Source organism: Chlorogloeopsis fritschii PCC 6912, from assembly GCF_000317285.1.
Lineage (GTDB): Bacteria > Cyanobacteriota > Cyanobacteriia > Cyanobacteriales > Nostocaceae > Chlorogloeopsis > Chlorogloeopsis fritschii.
The window spans coordinates 1-20105 of record NZ_AJLN01000084.1 but is presented as its reverse complement, the minus strand read 5'-3'; the positions used below and the strand labels follow the sequence as shown (position 1 = coordinate 20105).

The 20105-nt window shown below is 42.1% G+C and carries 16 protein-coding genes; 9 read left to right on the top strand and 7 right to left on the bottom strand.

Annotated features, from left to right (window positions below; genetic code table 11):
* Positions 1–250: 250 nt before the first annotated feature.
* Positions 251–940, bottom strand: coding sequence for a 2-C-methyl-D-erythritol 4-phosphate cytidylyltransferase (gene ispD, locus UYC_RS0115605; protein ID WP_016872675.1), 690 nt, complete (start codon positions 938–940; stop codon positions 251–253).
* A gap of 152 nt (positions 941–1092) precedes the next feature.
* Here ispD and UYC_RS0115600 point away from each other — a divergent pair, with 152 nt between their 5' ends.
* A complete protein-coding gene (locus tag UYC_RS0115600; RefSeq protein ID WP_016872676.1) occupies positions 1093–2037 on the top strand; it encodes a glycosyltransferase family 9 protein in 945 nt (314 codons plus the stop codon).
* An 800-nt stretch (positions 2038–2837) separates the two neighbouring features.
* Positions 2838–3608: a hypothetical protein gene (locus UYC_RS0115595; RefSeq protein WP_016872677.1), complete on the top strand. Its 771-nt coding sequence runs from the start codon at positions 2838–2840 to the stop codon at positions 3606–3608.
* Between the two features lie 22 nt (positions 3609–3630).
* On the opposite strand, the gene UYC_RS0115590 is transcribed toward UYC_RS0115595, so the two are convergent.
* Positions 3631–4104 carry a CRR6 family NdhI maturation factor gene (locus UYC_RS0115590; protein ID WP_016872678.1) on the bottom strand — a complete coding sequence of 158 codons (474 nt, stop codon included), beginning with the start codon at positions 4102–4104 and terminating at the stop codon, positions 3631–3633.
* A gap of 676 nt (positions 4105–4780) precedes the next feature.
* Here UYC_RS0115590 and UYC_RS0115585 point away from each other — a divergent pair.
* Together UYC_RS0115585 and UYC_RS0115580 are read left to right on the top strand one after the other, a co-directional pair.
* Positions 4781–5227, top strand: coding sequence for a Fur family transcriptional regulator (locus tag UYC_RS0115585; RefSeq protein ID WP_016872679.1), 447 nt, complete (start codon positions 4781–4783; stop codon positions 5225–5227).
* 230 nt (positions 5228–5457) lie between these two features.
* Positions 5458–7245 carry a DUF3685 domain-containing protein gene (locus tag UYC_RS0115580; protein ID WP_016872680.1) on the top strand — a complete coding sequence of 596 codons (1788 nt, stop codon included), beginning with the start codon at positions 5458–5460 and terminating at the stop codon, positions 7243–7245.
* Between the two features lie 472 nt (positions 7246–7717).
* Here the strand turns inward: UYC_RS0115580 and UYC_RS0115575 are convergent, their stop codons facing one another.
* The 4 genes from UYC_RS0115575 to UYC_RS0115560 all read right to left on the bottom strand — a co-directional run bounded on the left by UYC_RS0115575 (position 7718) and on the right by UYC_RS0115560 (position 12151).
* Positions 7718–9172, bottom strand: a complete 1455-nt coding sequence (locus tag UYC_RS0115575; RefSeq protein ID WP_016872681.1) for a dihydrolipoyl dehydrogenase family protein — start codon at positions 9170–9172, stop codon at positions 7718–7720.
* Between the two features lie 82 nt (positions 9173–9254).
* On the bottom strand, positions 9255–10439 hold the full coding sequence (gene cobD / locus UYC_RS0115570; protein WP_016872682.1) for a threonine-phosphate decarboxylase CobD: 1185 nt from the start codon (positions 10437–10439) through the stop codon (positions 9255–9257).
* Between the two features lie 43 nt (positions 10440–10482).
* Positions 10483–10767, bottom strand: a complete 285-nt coding sequence (locus tag UYC_RS0115565; protein ID WP_009457351.1) for an HU family DNA-binding protein — start codon at positions 10765–10767, stop codon at positions 10483–10485.
* Between the two features lie 523 nt (positions 10768–11290).
* Positions 11291–12151, bottom strand: a complete 861-nt coding sequence (locus UYC_RS0115560; protein WP_200862378.1) for a uroporphyrinogen-III synthase — start codon at positions 12149–12151, stop codon at positions 11291–11293.
* Between the two features lie 57 nt (positions 12152–12208).
* Here UYC_RS0115560 and UYC_RS38595 point away from each other — a divergent pair, with 57 nt between their 5' ends.
* Positions 12209–12355 (top strand): hypothetical protein, encoded by a 147-nt coding sequence (locus UYC_RS38595; RefSeq protein WP_162139006.1) that lies wholly within the window; start codon positions 12209–12211, stop codon positions 12353–12355.
* Between the two features lie 5 nt (positions 12356–12360).
* Here UYC_RS38595 and UYC_RS0115550 read toward each other — a convergent pair whose 3' ends face one another.
* The gene (locus UYC_RS0115550) at positions 12361–14712 is read right to left on the bottom strand and encodes a tetratricopeptide repeat protein (RefSeq protein WP_016872684.1); all 2352 of its coding nucleotides are present in this window, start codon (positions 14710–14712) and stop codon (positions 12361–12363) included.
* 532 nt (positions 14713–15244) lie between these two features.
* Here UYC_RS0115550 and UYC_RS0115545 point away from each other — a divergent pair.
* The 4 genes from UYC_RS0115545 to UYC_RS0115530 all read left to right on the top strand — a co-directional run bounded on the left by UYC_RS0115545 (position 15245) and on the right by UYC_RS0115530 (position 20024).
* Positions 15245–16243, top strand: coding sequence for a hypothetical protein (locus UYC_RS0115545; RefSeq protein WP_016872685.1), 999 nt, complete (start codon positions 15245–15247; stop codon positions 16241–16243).
* 231 nt (positions 16244–16474) lie between these two features.
* The gene (locus UYC_RS0115540) at positions 16475–16771 is read left to right on the top strand and encodes a hypothetical protein (RefSeq protein WP_016872686.1); all 297 of its coding nucleotides are present in this window, start codon (positions 16475–16477) and stop codon (positions 16769–16771) included.
* Between the two features lie 448 nt (positions 16772–17219).
* The gene (locus tag UYC_RS0115535; RefSeq protein WP_016872687.1) at positions 17220–17462 is read left to right on the top strand and encodes a hypothetical protein; all 243 of its coding nucleotides are present in this window, start codon (positions 17220–17222) and stop codon (positions 17460–17462) included.
* A gap of 138 nt (positions 17463–17600) precedes the next feature.
* The gene (locus tag UYC_RS0115530) at positions 17601–20024 is read left to right on the top strand and encodes a two-partner secretion domain-containing protein (protein ID WP_016872688.1); all 2424 of its coding nucleotides are present in this window, start codon (positions 17601–17603) and stop codon (positions 20022–20024) included.
* Positions 20025–20105: the final 81 nt, after the last annotated feature.

Genomic DNA, 20105 nt, shown 5'->3' with positions numbered 1-20105 from the left:
AAATCACAAATGTAAGGACTCTCTTAGCATAAATATACAAAAAAATCAATAGCTATTGGTCATTGGTCATTGGTTAATGGTTAGTAGTTAGTGGTTAGTAGTTAGTGGTTAGTAGCTGGTTGTTCTCCTGGTGCCCCTGAAGCTCCTCTACTCCCCTGCTTGTCCCCACCTCTCCCCTCTCTTCCTCTCCTTGTCCCCTTGTCTCCTTGTCCCCTTGTCCCTCCCCATCTCCCACTCTCCCCCTCCTCTTTTAACTTTCACCAAACCTACTTCTGAGGATAAATTCAGCGATCGCCAAATCTTGGGGAGTAGTCACTTTTAAATTTGTCTCTTCTCCCTCGACTATTTGGACTTGGTAGCCGCATTTTTCAAACAAAGCAGCATCGTCGGTGACTTCCCAACCCTGATTTACACCCTCGATGTGGCATTGTTTGAGTAGCTTAACATCAAATCCTTGAGGAGTTTGTGCTGCCCAAAGTTGGCGGCGATCGGGTGTACTTTGAATGATGCCATTTTCATCTACGACTTTAATGGTATCTTTTACAGGCACAGCCGCGATTAAACCAGAGCAATTGTGAATTGCTTGGGCACATCTGTTGAGTAAATCAGGTGTGGCAAGGCATCTGGCTCCGTCGTGAATCAATACTTTCCTGGCTGTATCTGGTAACGCCTGCAAGCCATTGTGCACAGATTCTTGGCGTGTAGAACCGCCCTTAATCAATTCCACAGGTTTACTCAGCCGCAAATCAGCAATAATTGTCTTAAGGTCTTGCCAATCAGTGGGTTGATAAATAATTCCAATCCAACTAATTTGGTTTGCCGCTTCTGCTGCTAAAAGCGTCCAACTAATAATTGAGCGCGATCGCACTTCTAAAAGAAGTTTATTACGGTCACTTCCCATTCTTCGTCCACTTCCAGCTGCTGGAATTAGTAAATGCACAGAATTCCTCAACTTTTCGTATAGGGGATAGGTTACAGGTTATAGGTTACAGTTTTTCCTATTCCCTGTCCCCTGTCTCCTGTCCCCTAATCCTTAGTCCCTATATTCCCCTAAAATAGGGAGCGAGTAAGCGTAAATAATAAATAAATATTATGCGAGTAGCGGCCCTTGTCCCTGGTGGAATTGCCGACCAAATTCTATTCTTTCCCACATTAGACGATCTGAAACGTTATTATCCTGACGCTCAGATAGATGTTTTTGTTGAACCCCGCTCAAAGGCTGCTTACAGGGTGAGCAAGTCAGTTCATGAAGTACTGACATTCGATTACAAAGATCGTAACAGTTTGGCAGATTGGGCGAATTTAGTCGGCATACTTCGCGATCGCGAATACGAAGTTGCTATTGTTTCGGGACAAAGCTGGTTATTAGGTTTGATACTGTGGTTAACTGGTATTCCCATACGTGTTGGCTACAAAGGAAAAGGAGCAGCTTTTCTAACTAACCTAGTACCCCTGAAAAAAGAGCAATATGTTGCTTGTATGTATCACGATCTTCTGGAAGGGCTAGGCATCAAGTCCCCTTGTCCAGAATTAGCCGTTAATGTACCAAAACCAGACATTGAATGGGCAGACAAGGAACAAATCAGGTTGGGAGTCAAAGAAACTGGCTACATTTTGATTTATGGCGGTGCTGGAAGAGGTTTGGATACAATTTACCCAACCGAGCATTGGCAGACAATTATTCAAGACTTCCAAAGCAAGCAGCCTGATATGCCTGTGGTGGTTGTTCAAGGAGAAGGTGAAGAAGATTTTGTTCGTCATCTCAAGGAATATGCATCCAACATCAAGGTAACCCCTGGAAATGACATCGGGAAGTTGACAGCAATGATTGCTGGAGCCAATTTGATGCTGTGTACTGATAGCCCACCCATGCACCTCGCTGTAGCCGTGCAAACCTATACTATTGCCCTATTTGGCCCCACAGAACCAGCAAAGTTGTTGCCCAAGAGCGATCGCTTCCTTGCTATTAAATCCCCCACAGGAAAAATGGCTGATATTTCGCCTAAAACAGTTCTACAGAAAATTTGGGGTGGGTAGCTAGTTTTCCCAACTGTGCAGACGCACTTTTACGGCTTCAAGATAGAGTATCCGAAGCATTTTCGATTGGGTGGGGCTAATCCCCATCCGTTTTTTTTGCTGCCCGTTCCCTATTTAAATGAGTGCTACAAATCAACTGGACAAGAGAATTATTTGTAGCAAAAATTAAAGTATTAAGTATTAAGCTTGAAATTTCCAGTAGAGTTGTTGAAAGTTTTCTGGACAACTTATTTTTATTCAACAACCTGTTATGCTGGAAAAATGGCCGGGAATGATATGTTTAGGCTCAAAAGCTTAAGTTCACGTGCATCTACCACAGTTTGTTCAGATTAATTATCCGAGTAACCGAGTCACTCTGTTTCCAGTAAGAAGTAACAATAGCAACTAGGCAATTAGGCTTAGTTGTAAAAGGTATATTTTGTCTTTTTTCCGTTAAAAAATGCAATTTAAAACACGCAAAACCAATTTCAGCAATTTTTCTAGGGTAGGCACTACCTAATTTTCCTCAAGCCCTGATTTTTACGTTGTGGACAGTGCCCACCTTACTGTTTCAGTTACATCGAAACTGAAAAGTGTTGTCCAAAAAACAAATAAATTACAAGCAGGGATTAATTCAAGAAAAAATATTAGTTTCTGTGCCGTAAGAAGATACTCGGTTGTAGAAAAAGTAGTTGCCATAACTGCTGATGTAATAGCTTTGGAGTGGATTTTACGTGTCATCTTCTGCCTGACATTTTACATCCTGCTATTAAGCAGAATAATCAACTAAGAATGTGGTGAAAAATTAAACAGGATAAAAAATGACAATCCATTTACACAGCTTTATTGGTATTGGTAAATGTTACATCCAAGTAGAAAATCAAGCTCATCATATTACAGGTATTTTGAGAAAAATCACCAATTATAGTCACAATAAATACAAGAAACCATTGCTTGAAGTTGCAGATAGTGCATATTTTGAGTGTGAAGAAGAAGGGACAATTACTTATTACGAAGCTAAAGGTAGTGATGCAGCTACCTCAGGAATTTGGACTTATCTTATATATGATTGTAAAGAAAATGAGGAGAAAGTATTTCGAGATTTATCTATTGATACAAGTACAAAATCTTTACAAGAATTACTCGCCGGTCAAAGTTTAGTACAAAATACTACCGATATTTATGAATATCTTAAATATCAACTGTATGAAAGCGAGTATTTGGATGTTCGTCTTCCTCGTGATTGGGATACTCCACAAGGAAAAGAAATAGCGAACTTACTGTTAGAAGAATTTAAGGCATTGAACTCTTTATCTCTATTTGCAGAAGATGCAGGCAAAAAATATACAAGAATTGTTATAAATAAATTTATTCAAATTGGGTGGGAAGTTCTGGAAAACGGAGGTACATCCAAGGACTTTGAATGTTGTCAACACGATATACTTAAAAAAATTAAAATTGATGATATTGCTAATTTAATTATTGCATACAACGATTATCGGCTTTGGCAGGCAGCACTACCCAGTAAATCTAAAGCAGTTGAATATGCTTTTCATGCTGCCCTAAATTTGCTCTGCCGCATTCAGGAATAGTAACTTGAATCTCAAACTCTGACTAAAATATTTCAAATAGAGCATCATCTAACTCATAACCAAGCATTTGAGCCATAGATTGAAGACGTGATTTACCAGGAATATTCTGCTGCTTTAACCAGTCGCTCAACATAAAAATTTTGTGCATTAAAAATATTTCTAAAGCTTCGGGATTGTACTGTATACCTTCCTTAGAGGAAAATTGATGTGGTACGAGCATAGCAGCGTAACGGGCAAGCTCTCCAGCTTTCCAATCCAGCAAAAATGGCAACCAAGGATACCGAGTATCAAGGCGAATAAACCACAGTCGTAATTCTGGAACTTCTGAGAGTTCCCGTGGATCGTTGGGTTCTAGGGCGTAGTTAATATCAAAGCGTAACTGTTGTTCATAGGTTGCGATCGCCCCTTCTTGGAGTAATTGCTCTATTACCGTTGTCGCCGGGGACAAATCCAAGCTGTTAATGGAGTCAGAATTTAGAGTGATTGTAATTGTCATTGGCTTAGAATGTAACCTCGACAATTAATACTACTCTCTTCTCGCGTCAAAGGGGAATGAAGAGGACAAGGGGACAAGGAGAACTACTAACCACTGTACGGGCGGGTTTAAAAGATAAATCCTCGGTTTGAAGCGAAAGATAATCAGTAAAACCCGCACGGCAGTCGCACTCGACGCGCTTAACCCGACGCCAGGTGCTACAACGGGGGGAACCCCCAAGGGCGCACTGGCTCCGCAAGGGCGCGCTGCCTCCCCTACTAACCACTGTATGGGCGGGTTTTAACAACAATCTCTCTAGAATGAAAAAATATCTAAATAAACCCGCACGGCAGTCGCTACAACCGGGGGAACCCCGGCAACGCGCTGCCTCCCCTACTAATGACCAATGACTAATGACTAAAAAGCCAATACATCTACCCACAAGTGGACGTTTGCTGTAATTTTAAGCTAAAGTTGTAATGAGTTTGTTTTAGATTAAGGTGCGATCGCAAAACTTTCAAAAATCACAAAATTCACAAAATTCCTACCGTCAAAGTGTGATTTCCACAGCAGGCAGAAATCATCACACAGTGCAAGACGAACTTAGTAGGTACATCAGCTTTAGATTTATAAAATAACAAATAAACATTAACAAGAAAAAATTACCTAATTACCCAAACAGTTAACAAACATAGATATGCAAAAACCCACTATTTCTAAAAAACCAATTCGTTCTTTGGAAGATGCTCTAGATCAGTGCCAAGCTTTGGGGATGCGTGTAAGCCGCCAGCGTCGTTTTATTTTAGAGTTGCTGTGGCAAGCAAAAGAGCACCTGTCTGCCAGAGAAATTTATGATCGCCTCAATCAACAAGGAAAAGCGATCGGTCATACCTCTGTATATCAAAATCTAGAAGCCTTATCTTCGAGTGGCATCATTGAGTGTATAGAACACTGTGATGGACGTTTATACGGCAATATCAGCGATTCTCACAGTCATATCAACTGTGTGGATACTAACCAAATTTTAGATGTACACGTGACATTGCCAGAAGATATAATTCGTCAAGTTGAAGAACAAACAGGAGTGCGGATTACTGACTACAGCATCAATTTTTATGGCTATCGGGACAAAAATCCTGAATAAATACAATGAAGTATCTCCAACTCTCATACTCCCTTGCCTGCTCTTCCCAATAAATTCCTGCCGAAGCATTTCGATTGTTAGGATCATTTTTGTATACATTTTCTGGCAAAATTAGATTCAGCTTTTACACTTTCACAATCGGCTGTGTTTTTAAAGGTATCAGAGATATTGATGTCTGGCTGCTGTGACCGCAAACTTGTCAAATACAGCGTCACAGGGTTTTGGTGAATATGAGCGATCGCCCTTTAAAATTATTGCTAGTTGACCAAGATCCTATCTTTCGGCTGGGATTACGGGTGGCTCTAGAAGAATTTCCTTATTTACAAGTGGTGTCGGAAGCGGAAACAGACACTGCTGTTTTGCAGACTTTAGCAGAACTTGCCTCGCAAGACCCTACAAGTGTAGATATAGTTATTTTAGAGTTGGGCAACAGTCGCTCCATTCAAAGTCAGCAGCTAGGTTTACAACTTTGTCGGCAATTGAAAACCCAGTACCCTAACCTGCCTATTTTGCTTCTCAGTTCTCTTCAAGATCGAGGGTTGCTAATGGCAGCCAAAGCAACTGGTGTAGGCGGATACTGCCCAAAAGGCACGCCCATTTCAGAGTTAGTCACTGCGATTCAAGAAGTGGCAGCGGGTTATTCCCATTGGCACGAGAGTGGACAAAAAGACACGGAGATAACCAGACGTAAAGACGCTGACAAATTCTCTGGGTTTGTTTTCACTCAACGCCTTACTAAATATGTAGAAAACTTACGTTCGTCAGGAATTGCTCAAATTGATGCTAACTTAGCAGCAGTGACGGCACAGTTGCAAACTCCCGGACTGACAGTGTTAGAGCGAGCAGTTTTAGCCGGGCAGCGACGAGAATTGCTCGCATCTCGTTGGCTAGTTAATCATTTATTAGCTACACCTTCCAGAGCACAACTAAATGAACAGAGCCAATCTAGGCTTTTTGAGGAGTTACCCTCTCCTCCTCCTGCAAACTTTTCTACCAGCAGCGCGATCGCTCCATCAGACTTAACACAAATGCAGAACGCTCCCTCCTTACTTAGCCCAAGAGCGCTGCAAGCCACATTATTTGCATCTTGCATTAATAAACTTCAATATCCTTTGCAAAATATCACAGATGTTGCCTTAGAAATTGATATTTTACGTCCAGATAAAAAACGAGAATTACTTTATATAATTTTGCAAAAAGTTGCTGATGCTTTAGATGAACTGCGTAGTTCTCAAATCGAAATGCAGCAATTATCTGAAATCAAAAATAAGATATTGTATGATTTATGGCGAGAAGCAACAATAGAATTTTTTGGGAAATTTTCTAGGGTAAAAGTAGGCAATACTTTTGTAGAAATTGTAAATGTATTACTACAAAATGCTGGAGTAGTACAAGTAGAAATTCTCAATAAAATACCTTTAGTTAGAGAGTTATTTGCTTATTTATTATTTCAAACAGATTTAATTGTTGATAATAAAAGTTATATTGCGGGAAGCTTTGAAGCTAAAGAACAAGCAGAAATATTGTTAGAAAATTTGTTGATTCAAGTAGCAAATAGTGTAGTACAACCGCTACTAAACTACTTAGCTGATGTAGAAGATATTAAACACAATTTTTATGATCGCAAATTAATTTCCAGTCGGCAAATTGAGCGTTTCAGAAATGATTTGTCTTGGAAATATCGACTCAGAAACTATGTCACAGAACCAAAGGCAATTTTTGAAAGTCGCTATGAACTATTTGTATTTGCTCCACGCGGTATTGCTAAAGTTTCCATTTATGCTCCCCGTACTCAGGAGTTAAGAGAACTTTCAGGAATTCCTCTGTTTATAACTTTAGGATTAGAATTTGGTGATGCGATCGCACCTCGATTGCAATCTTTATTATCTTTCTTAGGTAGTGGAGTTGTCTTTGTTCTCACGCAAATAGTTGGTCGAGGTTTAGGTTTAATTGTTCGTGGAATTCTGCAAGGTATTGGTAGTGTCTCGCTATTGGAAGGGAAGAATAAAAAGTTATAGTTAGTGGTTAGTAGTGGCGGGTTTTGTTTATTATTTTTGGGTTAAAACCGACAATTTATCTTTTAAACTCGCACGGCAGTCGCTACAACGCGGGGAACCCGACGCCAGGTGCTTTATGCCGGGAACCCGTCCACCGCACTGGCTCCGCAACGCGCTGCCTCCCGTACAGTGGCTTAGTAAAAAAATGTAGTGGTGTGGCAAGGATAAATTTGTGTATTAAACCTTTTGTACTCATTCTATTTTCAAATAAATCGACCACGGATGGACACAGATAAACACAGATACCATCGGTGTCCATCTGTGTTTATCTGTGGTTGTAATTAACCTAGATCGTGATTGTTGCGAGAAGTCTATGATATTGGTAGTCAACTTCTGCTCAGACAGCACTACTACAAGCCTTTTCTATCACTTCATTTTAGCCTTGCCACGCCAGCAGCGCGTAACGTACCGCATTTTAAAATTATCAATTTACTTAAATATTCCAATTTCGCCGCAAGTGAAAGAAACCTTCCAAAAATTCTTGCTTGAGTATATTGCTTTGTAACCTTTGCTTGTCCCACTCTTGCGCAGTTTGTTCTAAAATTTCCGAGTAACTGGGAAAAATAGAAGCTAAATTAGCTATTTGATAGATTTTAATTTTTTGGGCAATAGCTAGAGCAATGATATTAATGAATTCATTAGCTTGTGCTCCCAGTATCGAAGCACCGAGAATTTCTCCATTCTGTCGAACAACTAATTTACATATACCTGTAATTTCTTCTTGAATATGAGCAGCTGCCAATGTTTTGAAATATTGCTTTAAAACTAAAATTTCATCTTGATGATATTGACGTTTTGCTTGTGCCTCTCCTACACCAACCTGCGCTAGTATCGGCTGAGAAAATACTCCCCAAGGAATGCATTGATAATTAACTTTATACCTGGGAAAAAACAGAGCATTTTTCAAAGCAATTCTCGCTTCATAATTAGCAATCTGAGGACAATCATATCCACCGATGACATCACCACAAGCATAAATACGGTGATTAGTCGTTTGCAGCTTTTCATTCACTACCAAACGGCGGTGGTACCACTTTACACCCACTGCTGCTAGATTCAGGGATTCAATATTTGGGCGCTGCGCAGTTGCTACAACAATTTCATCAGTTTCAATCGCTTTATCTCCTGCCTGAAGCCACTTTTTGTCCTCAATTAGCCTTACTTGAGTAACTGGTGTTTGCGTGAGGATGCGCACACCTTCCGCTTCTAGATGTGCTTGTAGGAGTTGGGCTATTTCTGGATCGACATGACGAATTATCCAAGGGCTGTTAACGATGAGCGTTACACTACAACCCAATCTTGCTAACGTTTGCGCTACCTGGATGCTTTGGGGAACACCGCCAAGAATAACCCAATTTTTGGGTGGTGTATCGCTACTGAGAGACTGCCAGATTTGAGATAGGCGCAAAAAGCCTGTTTTTTGTAATCCTTCAATCTCTGGAATTGCAGGAACTGAACCATTGGCTAGTAAATAGGTACGTGCGCGCAGCAGGCGATCGCCAACAACAAATGCTAGATGGGGAGAAGATTGAAATTCGCCCTCGCCAACAATAACATCAACACCTTGGGCAGCTAAGATTGCAGGTGAATGTAATTCTTCTAAATTAGAGGCGACGCCCTGAGCATATAGCATCGCATCTGGCCATGTTAAAGATATTTGGTATTCTTCTGCGGTATCGGAGTGTAAGGCTTTGATTCCGAATTGGGCAGTATTGCTTAAGTGCTGGGCGAGTTTGCTGATTTCGCTAAAAACATACTGATGAATAAACTTATAACTAGATTTTGGTTCCACCAAAGCGACTTTGGCTCTAAATTGGGTTGCTATCTGAGCAGCATAACGCCCAGCCTGAGTACCACCAATAATTACAACATCGTAGTCAACAGTCATTAGTTATTAGTCATTGGTCATTGGTCATTAGTCATTGGTCATTAGTCACCTTGATAAAATTTTTACATCTAAAATAGGACTGCTATAAATTATTGACTAAAGCGATCGCATTTAATAAACGTTGGTTCTCTGAAGATAAGCGGACAGCAACACGAAAATAGCGATCGCCAAGCTCCCTAAAACTCAGACAATCGCGAATCAAAATCTGGTGATGCTTGAGTAGCTCCTCCTGCAACTTGCAACTTGACTGTTGCGAACTCACCAACAAAAAATTAGCAGCACTCTTGCAAGGTTGCAAACCTGTTATCTGAGCTAAACCTTCAAACAATTGTTTTCTTGCTGGTGGTAGCCATGCCCAAGTTTGCTGTTGAAATTCGCGATCGCTAACTGCTGCAATTGCTGCCGCCTGGGCAAGAGTATTAACAGGCCAAGGATCGCGCCAAGACTGCCAGCGCTGCAACCGATCAGGGTGAGCGATCGCATAACCCAATCGTAATCCGGGAAGGCTGTAAAACTTAGTTAGCGATCGTAAAATTACTAAATTTGGATATTTCTGCACTACCCCAATTAAGCTTTGTTCCTCGCACGCAGGCAGAAAATCCATAAACGCTTCATCCACCACCACCAAGCCAAATTCATCAAGGTAAGGCAGAATGGCTTCCCGCGAAAATAACTTGCCCGTTGGGTTGTGGGGGTTATTTAAGAGTAAGCCATGCCTTTTGGAGGGATACACAGAAGCAGGAGAGCCACCCCTATCGGTGGCTTCCTGTGGAATGTCAGCTAGCTTTGGAGTTGGAAACTTCTCAGTAATGGGGTTGAGGGGAAATGGAAAGAGGGGAGAATTTTCCCCGTGTATTGGCGTCGAAATTTTTCCTTGTCTTTCTAAAGAAATAGGAAACTCCAGTACTTTAGCGTTGTATGCCGACAACGAGCGGTAGTAGTCGCCAAAGGCTGGAGTGATTAAAACTGTCGCGGCTAATCCAGCTAATTCTCTACCTGCCAGTGTTAATAATTCTGCCGAACCGTTACCCGGCAGAATCCACTCAAGGGGCAGTTGATGAAAGTGACACAGAGCCAACCTCAGTTCACGATAATCTGGATCTGGATAGTGCCTCAGATTCGCCAATTCGGACTCGATTGCAGCTAGAACGCTACGGGGCGGGCCAAGTGGACTAATACTGGCAGAAAAATCAACAATAGCACTAGGGGGACAGCCAGCCAATGCTGATGCCCAAGCTAAATTTCCCCCGTGTGCTCTTTGCCGCATTGAAACAGTGTTCCTTGAAAAAACAGAACTTACTAAGAACTTACTAAGATTTTGGGGGTGCAACCTTTTCTCTGAAGAGTTTGCCTGCTGAGAAGGCAGGAACCTTAGTTGCAGGAATCTCCATCTTTTCGTTAGTTTTCGGGTTGCGCCCTTCGCGGGCTTTGCGTTCCCGTGATTCAAAAGAACCAAATCCTACTAAGGTGACTTTATCACCAGAGGAAACAGCTTCGATGATGGTTTCCAAAGCAGCAGTTAAAACTGCATCAGCTTGTTTTTTGGTTACACTAGCTTTCTCAGCTACGGCATCAACTAATTCACCTTTATTCATGTCAAACTCCTTGAAGGTTTACTTGAGATTGTGTCCAGATGCGGCTTGACGCATCTTTACCTAAATCACTGTTTGGAGATTTACAAAGCCGTTTTTGAGAGTATTTATACTTAAAATCTCTGTAACTCTCATCAGTGCGACTTTTCAATGAATCATTCTAAATTGTCCAAGCCAGAAGTGGATAGATGAAACCATTAATTTATATAGATTTCAGGATTTTTTGTCGGAAAAAGAGCGTTGTTTCACTAAAAACCACGCTTAAAGTAGGAAAAAATACCTAGAAAAATCCCCTGCGATCGGGATAACAGGAAGGTAGAGAGAGGGGTATTCACGAAGATTTACTTCAGAACCGATCGCCTATTTTGACGCTGTTTCCCTTTTGTTACAAGGGTTTCAAGCTTTTGAGAACCCAATAGTGAACGTCAATAGTTAAGATTTAGCTGTTATTTACGATTCTTTACATTAAAAATGACAATTTCAAGGGTTTTTGGAGGACTCACAACTCTGAATTATGAATTATGAATTATGAATTATGAACTTCCTGTTCCCTGTCCCCTGTACCCTGTTCCCTTTTAATCGTGGCAAAAAATGAGGCTATAGCTTCTGCAAACCCAGCAAAAGAACTGTAATCTTGGGCAATGATGGAGACATTTACACCCAATTTGTTGGCATTAGCTGCTGTGTAAGGGCCAAAACAAGCAATAACACACTGTTGATAATCTGCTTTTGCAGTGAACATTTGCAAAAAACTTGCTACTTCGGCAGTGCTGCTAAAGGCTATTACATCTACCTTGCCTTGACGAATCAGGTTTAACTCCACCTCATAAAAACTTTTGTCTAAACACCGCGTCAGATAAGTTGGTACGCGAGTCACACTCATGCCCAAGTTTTTTAAACCAGCAACAAAGTTAGGAACTACATCCGGTTCTGGTACGCCAACAACTTCCGGAACTGGCACTAAAATTTTTTTCCCTTGGATATTTGGAATTTGAGCTAATTCAGCAATTATTCCTTGCGGGCTGGGTTGTTGAGGAATTAAATCTACTTCAACTCCAAAAGCTGCTAATCTTTCTGCATCCTTACCAATGGCAGACAACCGACAATTTTTCAGCACCCGATGATTTAACCCCAAAGACTCTAAACGTTGAAAAAAGGCATCAATTCCATTTCTACTGGTAAAAGCAATCCAATCAAAAGTGTCAATTTTTTGAAGTGCAATATCCAACTGTGCAAAATTTTCTAGCACACAGGTTTCTATAGTTGGCATCAATATAGGTAGAGCACCTTGATTGATGAGTTGTTCCGATAGCCTAGCGGCATAGTTTCGAGGTGCGGTAACAAGAATTCGTTTACTGTGTAGGGGTAGTTGAACAGATGAAATCAGCAAATTGATTGACCTCCTAAGTTCAGGGAGCGACAAGTGAGCTAAAGTGCTTGCTGTATGAGCTTCATAGCCTCGCTGCATACTATCGCGCTGTTGCGGAAGAACCAACTAAGGACGATGATTGAGCTTCCTGAAAACATCCGCATAGATGAAAGCCTAGCCAGAGAAGCAGCTCCCCAGCTTAAGCTTTCACTTGCAGTATAGAGAAATCAATCACTTCTTCCTTGAATCAACTTTTGAAATTGCTCATCTTCTCGAATGCTGCCAAAATCCGAGTCAGTTTTTGCCACCTCTCGGCATTTAGGGTTGAAACTGATAGCTCGTTCCAAGTTTTCAACTGCCAAATTGACATTTTTCTGCAAAGCATAGCAGCAAGCTTTGTTATACCAGGCTTGGTAATCATCGGGCTGTAATTTTAGGGCTTCATCGTAGGAGGCAAGTGCATCCTCGTAGCGCCCCAACTTATTCAGCGCTACACCCCGATTGCTCCAGGCTTGGTAATCATCGGGCTGTAATTTTAGGGCTTCATCGTAGGAGGCAAGTGCATCCACGTAGTGCCCCAACGCATTCAGCGCTGCGCCCCGGTTGCTCCAGGCTTTGTAATGATCGAGCTTTAATTCTAGGACTTTATCGTAGGAGGCAATTGCATCCACGTAGCGCCCTAACTTATCCAGCGCTACGCCCCGTTTGTACCAGGCTAGGCGATCGTGGGGCGATAATTCCAGGGTTTTATTGTAGGAGACAACTGCATCCTCATAGCGCTCCAATCTATCCAGCGCTACGCCCCGATTGTACCAGGTTAGGGCATCATTAGGCTGTAATTCCAGGGCTTCATCGTAGGAGGCAATTGCATCCTCATAGCGCCCTAACTCATCCAGCGCTACACCCCGATTGCTCCTGATCCAGAAAAGATTGGGCCGTAATTCCAGAGCTTTATTGTAGGAGTCAATTGCATCTTCATAGCGCCCCAACTTCCCCAGCGCTACGCCCCGATTGTACCAGGTTAGGGCGTCATTAGGCTGTAATTCCAGGGCTTTATTGTCGGATTCAATTGCATCCTCATAGCGCCTCAACTTATACAGCACTTCGCCCCGTATTCCCCAGAATTCAGAGATTTCGATTTGAGGGACGAAAGAGATAATCTTGTTGAAGCAGGCTAAAGCTTCCTTAGGGTGGTTTAAGATTGACAGTTGGCGGCCAAAATTAAAGAGCGAACTCAGCATTTTTTGGGGATATTTATCTGTCAATTTCAAAACTTTGTGGGATAAGGGACGGACGTATTTACCCACCTCTACCCATCTTCCTTTGGCTTCAATCTGCCCATCGCGGGGGCTAAGGATGCGTTCGGCTTCAATCAGATTATTCAGTGCCCTGAGAATTGACCAGCGATACCATAACCACTGCCAAAAATTCCCTTGTACCATCAATAGGGCTGTTGGTTCTACCGTGAACCGCTCCAGTGAAATGCCGAATTGTTGCAGTAAGTCCACTGCGTCGTAAATGTATTTAGCAGCAGGATATCGTCTGACAGCATTTTGATAGCGATTTATCCAGTTCTCTGTGAGAGTATTTTGGTAATTATTAGGAGTCAAAGGCAATCTTCTATTTTTCAAGTGGCGGAGATTCTCAACCACATTCCTGAAAGTAGAGTCGTTTTCCCTTGCGATCGCTCCATAGTTCTCTTCCCTAGCTGAGATTTGGGCTTGGGGGACAATATCCCTCAACAACTGAACAATTGCCTCATCTTCTGGTGCTGGTAATTCATAAACCTCAAAGCGCTGCCACAACTGCGGGTATTTCTCCCATTGCAGCTTTTCCCATTCACTCGGTTCTCCAGGGTTGAGTGACTGTCTTTCATTCCTAGCTGTGGCAATGACTCGCATTTCTGCCTGACCGTAGAGCCGTTCGTAAGCCTCTAAAGTTCGCCGTAGTCGCTCTTGCAACGGAACGATCGCGGGTGCTAACTCCGATGTTTCCATTTTGGGGAACACATCGTAATGGCGATAGTGCATCCTCTGATTGAGGTTATCGAGGAAAAACAGCAACTTGTGATTAGTGCCAATCTTGTCGAGCTGTTCTTGGGTTGGTTCGTCTACCCATTCGGCTAATTTCAACCAGAGAACTGTCCAACCTTCTCGGTTGTAAAGCTGGGCTAATTCTGCTGCTTCTCGCGTCTTCCCCAGTCCTGTTCGTCCAACAATTAAAAGCCAATTCCGCTGTTCTAACTTTTTCTCTAATTCCCGCCGGATATTTCGCTCAACCCGTCGCCCTTGATAAGGGATGCGCTCATCTGCCAAGGGATCGTTGTTATGGGCACCGAAAGCTAATGACAGCACATTCCCATGAGGCTTAATGACCTCAAAAGGGAAAGTAGAAGGGGGAATAGTAAGCTTCCGGATCTTTGTTTTGTACCACCGGATGCCTTGCCAGATCGCCCAAGCTAGGGTGGCGATTGTCACTAATGCTGCTAATCCCACAAGGAGGTTAATTATTCCTTGGTTGTCTCTACTGAATTGCTCGATCGTCTTTCTAGTGGTTTGAATGTCTAAGCCGAACAACATTTACTTGTCTACTCCCATTTAGTTTTCGCACTTTAGGAGGTAAAGACAAGACACGCGCAAAACTATCGTAATGTAAATTCTTGTACAAAATCTCTGTATATATACTTAAGAAACATTACCTAATCTGTGGCGTTTTCTGCAAACTTAAATTTCGCTGCCTATTCTTATCAAGGATCTATGGCTGCTCTCGTCGCTCTGCCATGATGGATATTTTCGGCGAAGTCTTGAGTATGCCCCCATCTATAGATTGTGTAGTGCGTCAGTGTGGGAAACTCATAGGCGTAAAAAGATTTAAACTAAAGTAATAATAAGTTAGTACTATATATAGTGAAGATAGTGAAGTACCCTAAGTTTCGCTACGCTTTGCTTAGGGCTGTTGAGCTTGTATCAAAGGAATTTAAGAGCTATGAAGCTTATACAGCAAGCACTTTAGCTCACTTGTCGCCCCCTGAACCTCCTAAGTGCAGAGTTGACTGCTACTTGAAAAAGCTAGTCTGAGTTTAGACTCTCGCACAGCAAAATCTGTTCTTCCATGCGCTACCTTGTCACCACAAATCTCAGCCACATTCCCAAAGACCATCAAATTATTATGGTCGATGGTACTGTTCCTGGTTGGCAACCTCGTTCCGACGATCTGCATTGGGATCACCATCGTTCGGGTGGTGCTGACATTCAGATTGACGAAATGCCCATGCCAAAAACGAAGTTAGTTGAGGATTTCGCCACCACGCAACCGACTTGTATTGTCACTCCGCAAGTGGATGCAGATGCTTGCTGTGCTGGCGCTTGGGTACAACTGCCTCGCGAGGTTCTAGTGCGATCGCAAGTTGTGGATCGACTGCGAGCGATCGCTTGGGATTGCGATCATCTCATGGTGCCTGAGGAACTGAATCATTTGGCAGAATTTGCTCTCAAAGCAGTGGCTGGAATGAAAACCATCGGCAGTGCGATCGCCACTGAACTACAACTTTCCCCAGATCGGCAAACTTGGACGCCAGAAGATTGGGAACGCTATATGTCTATATCTTTCCAACGAAGTACAGAATGGTTGATAGCAGCTGCTGCAGGCGATCGTACTTGGCCTGGTGAGCAAGGAGAAGCAGATGCTTACTTAAAAGGATTAGAAAGCGATGCCCAGCAGTTGATAGCACAAGAGCGAATTCGCCTCATTCTTACATCTCGCGGTTTCGTAGGTGTATGCAATCTCAAAGGAATCGGGCGCTATATCGATCCGAGAGCCTTCTATCAAGGTCTTACAAGTATTGCAGATATCCAGTCTCTCCGCCCCGAAACACTCGTCATCCGAGAACACAAAAATGGCGGTACTCAATACACTCTCGGTTGCCTGCCTGCTCATCCCCAAACCCCCAAGCTTGATTACACTTCTGGTATTTTTGAACGCCTCACCCAAGCAGAACTCATCAAAAATCCCCATGCTGAAGGTTGGGGAGGACGACGCACAGTCGGCGGTTCTGGTTGGAACACCCCCTCCCAACTAATACCAGAGGAAATTGTAGAGTTAATTAGTTAGTCATTTGTCATTAGTCATTAGTCATTTGTCATTAGTTGTTTTCCCTGTCACCTGTCCCCTGCCCCCTGTTCCCTGTACCCTTGTCCCCCTCTTTCCTTCTGCACTTCTTTTTCATCAAGAAACAATAACAAAAATATTTTTAAATTTGAGAAAAATTTTGGAAAACTGCCATATCTTTTTGTAGTTCAGTATGGGTTAACAATTACCCAGAATACAAGGAGATTAAAAATCATGAACGAAGAAAGTATACAGCAGTTAAAAGATGAAATTAACCAAGAAGTTCGTGAATGCTTGAAGCAAGTAGATCTCGCCAAGTTACGTGAAAAATACAGTATTCCAGAAGACCAATTCATCAAAATTCAATGTTCAATTGACCTACATCCAATTCGATTTAATAGCACTGCCAAAGAACTACAACCTATGGGATTGTTAAGCGAAATCCCTAAGCCGGAAATCAAACTTGGGAAGCTAGCATGGTGTTACCCTTGTCCAGTACCCGGCTATCCTCTTGGTTGTAACTGCAATTAGTACAGGGCAAAACTTGAACATATTCTTAGGGAAGGGTTTCATAGAATTTTGAAACAATAACCTTAGGTACTAAGAGTTAACGGTAGACAATGTATTTTAGCTGTACTAAAATCAACATTCTGAAGCTGGAAATTGCTCACAACTGTGTAGCTTTTCCAGTTTTGTAGATAATGCTTGATTAAAAGGACAACTACAACTTCACTGTAATCTAAGATTGTATGCTGGTGAAGGTCAGCAGCCTTTTACGCTGTCTTCACCACATTCAAATTCTATTTCTTAGCGGCAACAAAATGCTAAATTAGCCAATGGCCTTTCCTTTTCATTTTCCTTTCAATAAAGATAAAAAAGTCGTTATTTGGCAAAAATTACTTGAGTTATTTTTATCTTTTATTCTAAATTAATAATAGGAAGTCTTTGACTTAACTATTGTTTTTTAGGATGAACAAAAATGTTTCAAAGTCGAAGTAGTAGTTACTGTAAGTTAGGGCTAGCAAGTGCTTTAGCAATTATTGGAACAGTTACTTTTTCTGGAACTTACTCCTTTGCCCTAATTAGAAGCAACGGTACTCTAGAAACGAGAAATAAGGAATTTCTGCCAGCAGATTCAGATCGAGAATTTAAGATAGCAGCTTGCAGATGGGCTTATCCCTGTCCAATACCTGGTTATCCTAAAGGCTGCTGGCTATGCTAAGTTAGGCAGACATAGTTAGATTTTTTCACTAACCAAGAGCGCATCACAGATACAAACCTCATGTAGTCTACTTAATATAGGTGCAGCATCACTGTTGTTAAACAACAGTTACTGATTTAGAGGGGTGCAATATCCAGTATGAGTAGTACTTTGTGGGGTAGGTTTCAAGCTTTAGGAGTAGCAATAGGTAGTGCAATAGTTTTCTCTGCAAACTGTGCTATTGCCCAAATCATTCAAGATGCTACTCTACCTAATCATTCCCGCGTCATCACACAAGACAATATCAGAATTATTGAAGGTGGAACTCAAGCAGGAAGCAACCTGTTCCATAGTTTTGAGCAATTTTCCGTATCCACTGGGAGTACGGCTTACTTTAATAATGCTCTGGATATTCAAAATATTATTAATCGGGTAACTGGTAAGTCTGTTTCTAATATTGATGGCACACTTAAAGCAAACGGCACAGCTAACCTGTTTTTGATAAATCCCAATGGTATTATTTTTGGCCCCAATGCTTCTTTAAATATAGGCGGCTCTTTTCTAGCAAGTACTGCCAGTAGTTTGAACTTTGCCGACGGTACTAGATTTAGCGCCGTAGATACTCAAACTATGCCTCTGCTGACAGTCAATGTTCCCATTGGTTTACAATTTGGAGCAACTGCGGCTCCCATTATTAATCAATCACAAGTGACTGATAATTTCGGCATTTCTGTTGGGTTACAAGTGCCGTCAGGCAAAACCTTGGCGCTTGTGGGTGGAGATGTAACTTTAGAGGGTGGAAATTTAACAGCACAAGAGGGAAGAATTGAGCTAGGAAGTGTTGCTAGCAATAGTTTTGTCAGTATGAACCCAACAAACCAAGGTTGGGCTTTGGGATATGAAGGTGTCCAGAATTTCCAGAATATTCAGCTAATTCCGCGAATTCAATTTCCATCTTTCGTAGATGTCAGTGGCGAGGGTGGAGGCAATGTTCAGGTGCAGGGCAAGCACCTATTGATCAATGGGAGTTCAGGAATTTTTGCTAATACTCTGGGTTCGCTATCAGGAGGAAGCTTGACGGTGAATGCCACAGAGTCCGTAGAATTAATTGGCCCTGGAACACCTTTAACGAGTTTTAGTTTCGGTGATGGTGACGCAGGAAATTTAATAATTAACACTGGGAAATTGGTTGTCCGGAATGGAGCACAAGTATCAGTTAATAGTGTAGGTTCGGGTTCGGGCGGACAATTGACTGTCAATGCCTCAGACTCTGTGGAGCTGATTGGTGGCTACCTGTTTTCATTACCGCTACAAGGTTTGAGCATTTTTAATCGCAGTGGATTATTTAGTTCAACTTCCGCTGCTGGAAATGCTGGTAGCATAACAATCAACACTCAAAAGTTATATGTTCAGGGCGGGGCAACGGTAACAACACAATCTAATGGACTGTTCCTACCTTTTTCTAACGAATTTATTCCAGCTACAGGAAAAGGAGGTAATTTGACTATTAATGCCTCCAAATCTGTAGAACTCACTGGAACTTCACCAACTGGCTCTACTAGCAGCTTGTTTGCTTCAACTCAAGGTTCTGGTTCTGCTGGCAATGTGACACTTAAAACAGAGCAATTGATTGTCCGCGATGGGGCAACAATAACTGTAGGTAGTGGAGTGCTTAAAGAATATATCTATCTAGGAGATCCAAATAAGCTAGGGGAAGCAGGCGAACTAAATATAAATGCTCGCTCTATACTTTTAGACAATAAAGCAAAACTCACATCTGAAACCGATTTGGGAAATGGTGGAAATATCAGGCTGCAACTACGAGACTTATTATTGATGCGCCGTAACAGTCAAATATCTACTAATGCAGGCCAAGCCCAGGCTGCCGGAGATGGGGGTAATATCATAATTGATGTTCTTAATGGCTTTATTGTTGCGACACCCAGCGAAAACAGCGATATCACTGCTAATGCTTTCACAGATGCTGGTGGCAAAGTTCATATTCAGTCTTCTGGTATTTTTAATATGGAACAGCGTAGCCGCGAAGACTTGGTAAGGCTTCTCGCCACTAACGATCCAAGCCAACTAGATCCGCAAAGGCTACCAACTAACGACATCACAGCAATTTCTCAAACCAATCCAAATCTTAGCGGTCAGGTAAATGTCAACATACCAGATATTGACCCTAGTCAGGGATTAATAGAACTACCTATGAATTTGGTAGATGCTTCACAGTTGATTGCTACTGGCTGTAATCCCAATGGGCAACAAAGCAGAAGTTCCTTTGTTGCTACGGGGCGCGGAGGTATCACTCCTAGTCCTACAGAGCCGTTGCTTGGCGATGGGGTATTAGCAGATTGGATAAACTTGGAAGACGAAAAATCTGTTGGAGGTGTGCACAGTAATAGACAAGAAGAACCAAGGAATATAGAATCTTCGCAGACTCATAAAATTATTGAAGCTCAAGGTTGGGTTGTTGATGCCAAGGGTGAAATAGCTCTGGTTGCTGATACATCGACTGTGACGCCATATACTCCTTTGCTTTCTCCTGCATCTTGTAATACTGTATCCCTTGTAAAGTAAGCTCACAGGCTCAAGCCTGAAGCTAAACGAACAAAGCCTGCGAAGGCAGGCTTCGCAAGACATCTACATTTAACTGAACAC